General features: G+C 38.4%; 6 protein-coding genes. All 6 read right to left on the bottom strand.

From position 1 onward, the window contains the following. Nucleotides 1-151: 151 nt before the first annotated feature. Nucleotides 152-2,365 carry a glycosyltransferase gene (locus NNO03_RS22205; protein WP_271450586.1) on the bottom strand — a complete coding sequence of 738 codons (2,214 nt, stop codon included), beginning with the start codon at nt 2,363-2,365 and terminating at the stop codon, nt 152-154. A gap of 411 nt (nt 2,366-2,776) precedes the next feature. After that, on the bottom strand, nt 2,777-3,901 hold the full coding sequence (locus NNO03_RS22200; RefSeq protein WP_271450585.1) for a glycosyltransferase family 4 protein: 1,125 nt from the start codon (nt 3,899-3,901) through the stop codon (nt 2,777-2,779). 5 nt (nt 3,902-3,906) lie between these two features. Further along, nucleotides 3,907-5,043, bottom strand: coding sequence for a glycosyltransferase family 1 protein (locus tag NNO03_RS22195; RefSeq protein WP_271450584.1), 1,137 nt, complete (start codon nt 5,041-5,043; stop codon nt 3,907-3,909). Then, nucleotides 5,043-5,939, bottom strand: a complete 897-nt coding sequence (locus NNO03_RS22190) for a GDP-mannose 4,6-dehydratase (protein ID WP_271450583.1) — start codon at nt 5,937-5,939, stop codon at nt 5,043-5,045. Before NNO03_RS22190 ends, NNO03_RS22195 begins: the two co-directional genes overlap by 1 nt. Beyond that, complete coding sequence (gene gmd, locus NNO03_RS22185; RefSeq protein ID WP_271450582.1) at nt 5,939-6,973, bottom strand: GDP-mannose 4,6-dehydratase; 1,035 nt, start codon at nt 6,971-6,973, stop codon at nt 5,939-5,941. The genes NNO03_RS22190 and gmd overlap by 1 nt, the downstream gene beginning before the upstream one ends. Beyond that, nucleotides 6,970-7,436, bottom strand: a 467-nt coding sequence (locus NNO03_RS22180; protein WP_271450581.1) for a glycosyltransferase family 4 protein, incomplete at its 5' end; no start/stop codon positions are given. The genes NNO03_RS22180 and gmd, both read right to left, overlap by 4 nt.

The following is a 7,436-nucleotide window of genomic DNA, read 5'->3' as shown; positions in this document are numbered from 1 at the left end:
GATATTAATTGAATTATTTTGAATTGCTATAAATTTTGAATTGATTGCAATCGAAAAATGTGAAATCAATACACAAATGACTGCTAAGGCTCGCAGTTGATCTAAAACAGCAATTCGGCCAGTTACAAAAAACTTTTCTTCATGCCCCATATCATGCATCCTGCATATTTATCGCGACTATTTTTTTATACATGTTAACTGATGATTTCGCCATCTGAACATCAGAAAATAAATTCTCATATCTCATACGCCCTTCTTTTCCCAATTTTTTTCGCAGCGACGGATTTGTAATTAATAAAGACAATGCTTCATAAAGTTCATTAGCATTACCGGGAGAAATCAGGATCCCATTAACATTATGCTCAACTACCTCCGGAATTCCTCCGACATCACAACCAATAACAGGTTTTCCGTACATCATAGCTTCTACATAAATAAGCCCAAAAGATTCAAATCTGGATGGCGCAACAAATACATCACACTTAGAATAGTGTTTTCTCAATGCGATTTCATCAACCTTCCCATGAAATTTTATCTTTTCATTTAGTAATGCACCAAATTCATTTTCGAACTTCGTTCTATATGTAAAATCACTATCAGCAGGGATACTATCGTCTCCAACGATATCAAAAGACACATTGGGATAAGCAGCAACTATATCAGGAATGATACTAAGAAGGAGATCTATACCTTTTCTTTTCTCTAATCGACCGACGAAGAGTATATTAATTTCATTATCATTAGAAACCTCTCGTATGTCGCTTTTTTCACGCCAATCCGGCATACCAAGATGCGATACAAACAATCTATTCTCATCTATTTCTAATGAATATGCCTTCTGAACCTCATTAAGAATTCCTTTACTAATGGCAAGTAAGGAGTCACTATTCAAGATCATATATCTCTCCATTTCAATTAACGGATTAACGAATGAAGCCATAAGTTCTTTACTAGCGGTGAGATCAGGGCGAGATGAGAGAGATAATTTAAGAGTAGTCATCAAACTAGTAATTACACGGTAGCGGCCAGATAATAATGGTGCAATGCCTACAACGTTCCATATTGGAGCTTCCACAATGTCGATGCTACGATGAGTTGATATTCTATCTATTTCGTCAAGAAAAGATTTTGATTGGTCCCAATGAGACTGTAGGATATTTAAATGCTCAATCTCGCATGGTTTCACATTGGGTTGTACGACTATACGATGAACCCAAACGCCATTTTCGAAATCTACTGTGGAATGATCATCACCACGAGCAATAACATGAACCTTATGTCCTAACTGCGCGAGTGCAGTAGCCTTATCCTGCGTAAAACGAGCAATTCCGCCCAAGAGGTTTGGCGGATAATCTTCGCATAATAATACGATTGTTAATCGTTTTTCATCATCGGCACGGATAGAATAAAATTTCTTAAAAGCACAATCATTACGTTCTAACAAATGGGATGAAATAAGTTTGGGTTTTTGTCTTGACTCTTCTCTTCCTTGTTTCATTGCTAATATTGCATGCTCTTCAAATGAAACTAGTGCTTCTTCAGGTAATTTACCAGAAGAAATACAAGATTCGATATCGCTGCGATGATTTTGAATAAACCTCATATTGTCAGAATCAATAAAATCTTGAGTATGATACAAATAACCATGTCTATTCGAAAAATAGACTTTGGATTTAAGCACTGGATATCTATATACTGCAGCTGATTTAGTACGAATATGAGATGGAGCATATTTATGGTGAACATATGCATTCGCAAGTTGCTTTATAAAATACCCATTATCAATAATTCGTAAACATACATCTGTCTCATCAAGATAGTATATGAATTCTTCATCAAATCCACCTATTTCAACCAGAACATCTCGTCTAAAGGCCGTATTCGTCCCTTGCAAATATGGAAATTCATATGCCCGTGGGAAACAATAATTAGGCGATGGTTCTTCCATCTGCCATTTACCATGCCCTAGTCTATCAGCATTTGCATATTGATATTGATACTTATAACCAGTGTGATCGAACACTTTTCCACCTACAGCACCAACTTCGCAGGAATCAAAGGCCTCTACAATTTGTGTTAACCACTCAGGCTCAGGTATGGCATCATCATCAATAAATGCCACGATATCGCCACTAGAATAAGATATTCCTATATTCCGAGATTTTGATAAATTGGCTTCTGCACAGTGACCTATCTTTATCAATTCTCTAAACTTATCAAGTACCTCCTCGGTGTGATCAGTAGAGGGGCCATTAATTACAATGATTTCAAACAATGGATAATCAATGTATTTGAATGATTCAAGAGTCCTTAATAACAAATCTGCACGATTATAGGTATTGATAATAACTGATACTTTTTTCATTCCAAATCCAAACCTTGTCAATAACAATTATATACTTTAAGAGTGTATAGCCGCAAATACGATCTGAGTAATAATTATTTTACTTTATTTTTTCTAAATTATTTACCTCGCGCCTTAAACGTCTTACCTCAAATGGTATGGATTTGAAAAAATTATCACTTTCTTGTCTTAAATTTATTAGTTCTACATTGTTAGAATTCATACTGCCTTGTAAATTCCGAATTTGCTCTTCAAGGGAATCAACTCTATGCCGTAGTTCAATACTTTCAGCTCTATATAATGGCGATCTAAAAACGGCCACAGATACTCTAATTATTTTCCCTAATATAGGAAACTGTGCAAACTTCCGTACAACTTTACGTGTATTATTCTTGAACATAATGAAAATCCAATTTTATGACTTTAGAAATATTACAGAGAGTTCTTCCTAAAAATACATCTATAAATATTAGAGTACTCCTCGACCATTTTATCTGCCATGAATTTCGCTTCGAATCTAGCCCTAGCATTTTCACCATATAAAAGTGCTAACCGGGGGTTATTCCAGAGATAGAGCATGGCATCTCTCAATGAAGTTACATTGCCTGGTTCAACAACCAAACCTGTTATATTATTAATGTTAATATATGATGTTCCAGTGCCAATCTCACATGAAATTAATGATTTCCTGTACATAGCCCCCTCAAGCAAAGTTATGCCAAAAGCCTCTGAACGAAGATTTGATGGAAAAACTACTGAATAACAAAGTTCCAACAATGCTGCTTTATCCTCATCAGATAGAGCACCAACAAAATGAACGTTCGATAACCCCAATTTTTCTGACTTCAACTTCAGAGCTGTTTCTTCTCCTCCATTACCTATAATTACAACAGGCAGAGACGTCGCATGAACCGCATCCAATAAGATATCTAACCCTTTGTAATATCGTAACGTGCCAATAAAAAGGAAAAATTTGTCTCCCACACGTTCTTTCCAGTAATTTACTCTTTCTATTTTGGTCTGCGGATACGATTTTTCATCCAGTCCATAAGGAACGATCTTAACTTTTTTTTCAAATTTCTGTAATACACGACTACTCTGTGCATAATTTGGCGAAGCAGCAACAATGCAATCAACTGAACTAAGAAAATGATTCATCAAGGGCGAATACAGACGAAAAATAAACTTTTGCTTTACAATATCAGAATGATAGCTAACAACTGTTGGTTTTTTTATTCGACACAAAAAATGAAGCATATCCATAAAAGGAAATGGATAATGGTAATGAATAATATCTGCTTGATTTGCTAATTCTTTAAATTTCTTAATGCAAGATAGAGAGAATGGTGTTGAGGCTACCTCAAAATTGGTTTTTGCATAAAAAACACGCTGTACACCAATTTTTTGATTATTAATATCCCCACGTTTGCTTAAAGAAAGTACTGTTGATTCAACATCATATTCAGCCCCAGACTCACTTAGCTGGTAGATAACTTGCTCTATGCCACCAAAAGTATCTGGATAGTATGTTTTATAAAAGTGCAATACTTTCAACATTAGTCTTACTTCACCTGTTTATATGCAGCAACCGTTTCAGTTGCGCATCGTTTCCATGAAAATTGGCTAACATGTGATAGCCCACTGTTAGTGGCACTACCCTGCCATTCCGTATCCGTAAGACTCTTCATAATTAAAGACGTTAGCGTCTCAACATCCATGGCATCACACATTAACGCACTGCTACCCGCAACTTCAGGAAGTGAAGAGCTATTTGAACAAACAACAGGAGTACCAGAAGCCATCGCCTCTAATACAGGTAGCCCAAATCCTTCATAAATTGATGGAAATAAAAAGCTAACCGCGCCGGCATACAGTACTGGCAAATCGCTTGAAGGCGTAAATCCTAAATAACGTAACCAGCCTTCTCGTTCACCTTGCTCAAATCGACGATGCAAAGTATCACTATTCCACCCTTTGAACCCGCTAATTACGAGTGGGGTTTGCTTTCTCAGTGACAGTGGCAGACGGGCATAAGCATCCAACAACGTCGAAATATTCTTTCTGGGTTCAATTGAACCAGTAAATAAGGAATATTTTTTAAAGGCAAGTTTGTATTTTCTTAGAACGGAGATTATATCTTCCTCAGGGCGCGGCCTAAATTCACTCCCGTATGCTAATTTTGCAGTAAACACTTTATTTTCAGGAAGATTAAAATAATTAATCAACTCCAATCTGGTGAAGTCAGAGTCTGCGATAAATACTGATGCACGCTTTACAGTGTGCATCAGTTCTTTCCGCATATACCGAACTCTTTCAGGAGGATGGCATTGCGGTAACGTAAAAACCGAGAGATCATGGAAGGTTACAACGCAACGATCCACCTTTGGAGGTAGATAAAAATTGGGCCCGTGATAAATCGCATCTTTATGATTTTTTAAAACGTTTGTTTTTAACCATGGTGCTGTGAGTCTATATACTTCCGAAGCCAGTCGATTTCTTTTTACAAGGTTCTTAAGCCCTTCTGTTGAAGAGCTATTTTCTTTAGGCACAGGTATTTGCTGAGTGAGTAAATGCCCATTTAAAAATAGCAATTCGGATATTTCTGGAGCATCAGATAAATATTTAGCCAGCTCAAATGCATAACGCCCAATACCTGTTAATGGGTATTTTATTGCATCGGTTCCAAATATAACTTTCATTACTCGCTTTCCAACATCCAGCGTAGAGTATCTTCGAGTGGTGGAACATCCCAATCTGGAATAAATGATTGCAGTTTTGACGGATCCCCACTGAGTGTTTTAACTTCATTTGCTCGGACAAATTCTGGATTAATCTGGATGGTCAGATGATGTCCGGTTATTTTTTCACAAAGCTCAATAACTTTTCTCAGTGAATATGTGCGGCCAGAGCAGATGTTAATAACCTCGCCAACTGGTTTTGCCTGTAATAATTTGACATAAGCATGGCTTAGTGCACGAACATCCGTAAAATCGCGCCAAACATCAATGTTACCTAACTCGATCGTCGATGATTTTGATTTAAAGTGTTTAACTATCTTTGGCAGAAGGAAGTTTTCCGCCTGACCAACACCTGTATAGTTAAATGGCCTCGTAATGAATACTGGGAGTTTATCCATCCACAATCGAGACATATACTCCATGGCCAACTTGCTAACGGCATAATCGTTCGCCGGATTTGCTGCCGCGGATTCATTCAGTTGCCCGGCTGTACCATTTCCATAAATGTTAGCACTACTGGCGAGAAGCACACCATCTAGGATGGTGCTGCAAGCACCCAAAGCTTGCAATAAATTGCGCGTTCCAAGTAAATTGACGTTGTAGAAAGCATCTGCATCACCATGCCCGACGTAAGCAATAGCGGCCAAATGTATAACAACGTTTGGTTGTATGAACTGAATAACCTCCTGCAATCTCGCAGTATCCATTAGATCAACCTGGTAATAATCAGGTCCATCAAAAGGCATTGCGCCAATACCAAATACCCGATATCCGGCAGCGGATAATTCCGCTGCCACATAGCGGCCGGTAAATCCATTAATCCCTGTTACCAGGGCATGTTTGCCGGCGCCGAACATCAGAAAGAAAACCCTTGCTGGTTACGACGTAAATCGGCTTCAACCATCATTTGGCATAACTGCTCTAACGACGTTTTTGGCTCCCAACCCAGAATTTCTTTTGCACGAGCGGGGTTACCAATCAGCAAATCCACTTCAGCAGGACGGAAGAATTTCGGATTTACACGGACCAACGTTTTTCCAGTTGCGGTATCAATACCTACTTCTTGCTCGTCTTTACCCTCAAAGCGCAGTGTAAATCCTGCAGCTTTGAAAGCCATGCTGACAAAGTCACGCACGGTCTCTGTACGATTAGTTGCGAGCACAAAGGTATCGGGTTTTTCTGCCTGCAGAATACGCCACATACCTTCGACATATTCTTTTGCATAGCCCCAATCACGCTTGGCGTCCATATTACCAAGTTCAAGGACATCAAGTTTGCCAAGTTTGATTTTAGCAACAGAATCAGTGATTTTACGCGTTACAAATTCCTGGCCACGTAATGGTGATTCGTGGTTAAACAGAATCCCGCTTGATGCAAAAATATTATAGCTTTCACGGTAGTTCACGGTCATCCAGTGAGCATACAGTTTTGCAACACCGTACGGACTACGCGGATAGAACGGGGTATCTTCTTTCTGCGGCACCGCCTGCACCAGACCAAACATTTCGGACGTTGAAGCCTGATAATAGCGAATTGCAGGGTTTACAATACGAATAGCTTCGAGCAAGTTGACCGGACCAATCCCTGTAATTTCAGCAGTGGTCACAGGCTGATCGAATGATACGCCTACAAAACTTTGTGCGGCAAGGTTATAAACTTCTGTAGCACCTGTCGATTGCATCAAACGGATACTTGCAGACAAGTCAGTGAGATCGTATTCAACTAAGTGAAGGTTAGCGTTATCTTTAATGCCTAATTCCTCGATACGCCAGAAGTTGACGGAACTTGTACGGCGATACGTTCCGTATACCTTATAATTTTTTTGAAGTAGTAACTCGGCTAAGTAAGCCCCATCTTGTCCGGTGATTCCAGTAATAATTGCGATTTTCATACCATATCTCGAATTAAGTCATTATAAAGATGAATTGTTTTATTTGCAGAATTATATGAAGATAATTCTCTAACTCGTTTATAAGCACCTTTACCCAGATGCTCACGTAATACATCGTCAGCCATAATGCTCTTTATTTTTGCTGCTAAATCCTCCGCATTACCATCTTCAAAAATAAGTCCACATTCATTGTTAATTACGACTTCAGGAATAGCGCCAGCATTGCTCGCAATAATTGGCTTTCCATGAACAAAAGCTTCTAATGGCACAAGACCAAAAGACTCATATCTCGAAGGAAAAACAACAACATCGCTTATTGCATAGATCTTCTCACGTTCATAGTTATCAATTTCACCAATATATATTATATTAGAGCCAGGGATATTCACAGATTTGAGGTACCTGTTGATATTTGTTTGGCATTCACCTGCAACCAAGAAAATTACATCATTGAATATTTTAC

Origin of the sequence: Citrobacter sp. Igbk 16 (assembly GCF_028069755.1) — a bacterium.
GTDB lineage: Bacteria > Pseudomonadota > Gammaproteobacteria > Enterobacterales > Enterobacteriaceae > Citrobacter.
Note: the sequence above shows the minus strand (reverse complement) of the source record. Positions and strands in the feature narration are given on the sequence as shown.

Coding starts and splice junctions, on each gene's coding strand:
- NNO03_RS22205 (WP_271450586.1), bottom strand. CDS start 2,365: ATGAAAAAAGTATCAGTTATTATCAATACCTATAATCGTGCAGATTTG.
- NNO03_RS22200 (WP_271450585.1), bottom strand. CDS start 3,901: ATGTTGAAAGTATTGCACTTTTATAAAACATACTATCCAGATACTTTT.
- NNO03_RS22195 (WP_271450584.1), bottom strand. CDS start 5,043: ATGAAAGTTATATTTGGAACCGATGCAATAAAATACCCATTAACAGGT.
- NNO03_RS22190 (WP_271450583.1), bottom strand. CDS start 5,939: ATGTTCGGCGCCGGCAAACATGCCCTGGTAACAGGGATTAATGGATTT.
- gmd (WP_271450582.1), bottom strand. CDS start 6,973: ATGAAAATCGCAATTATTACTGGAATCACCGGACAAGATGGGGCTTAC.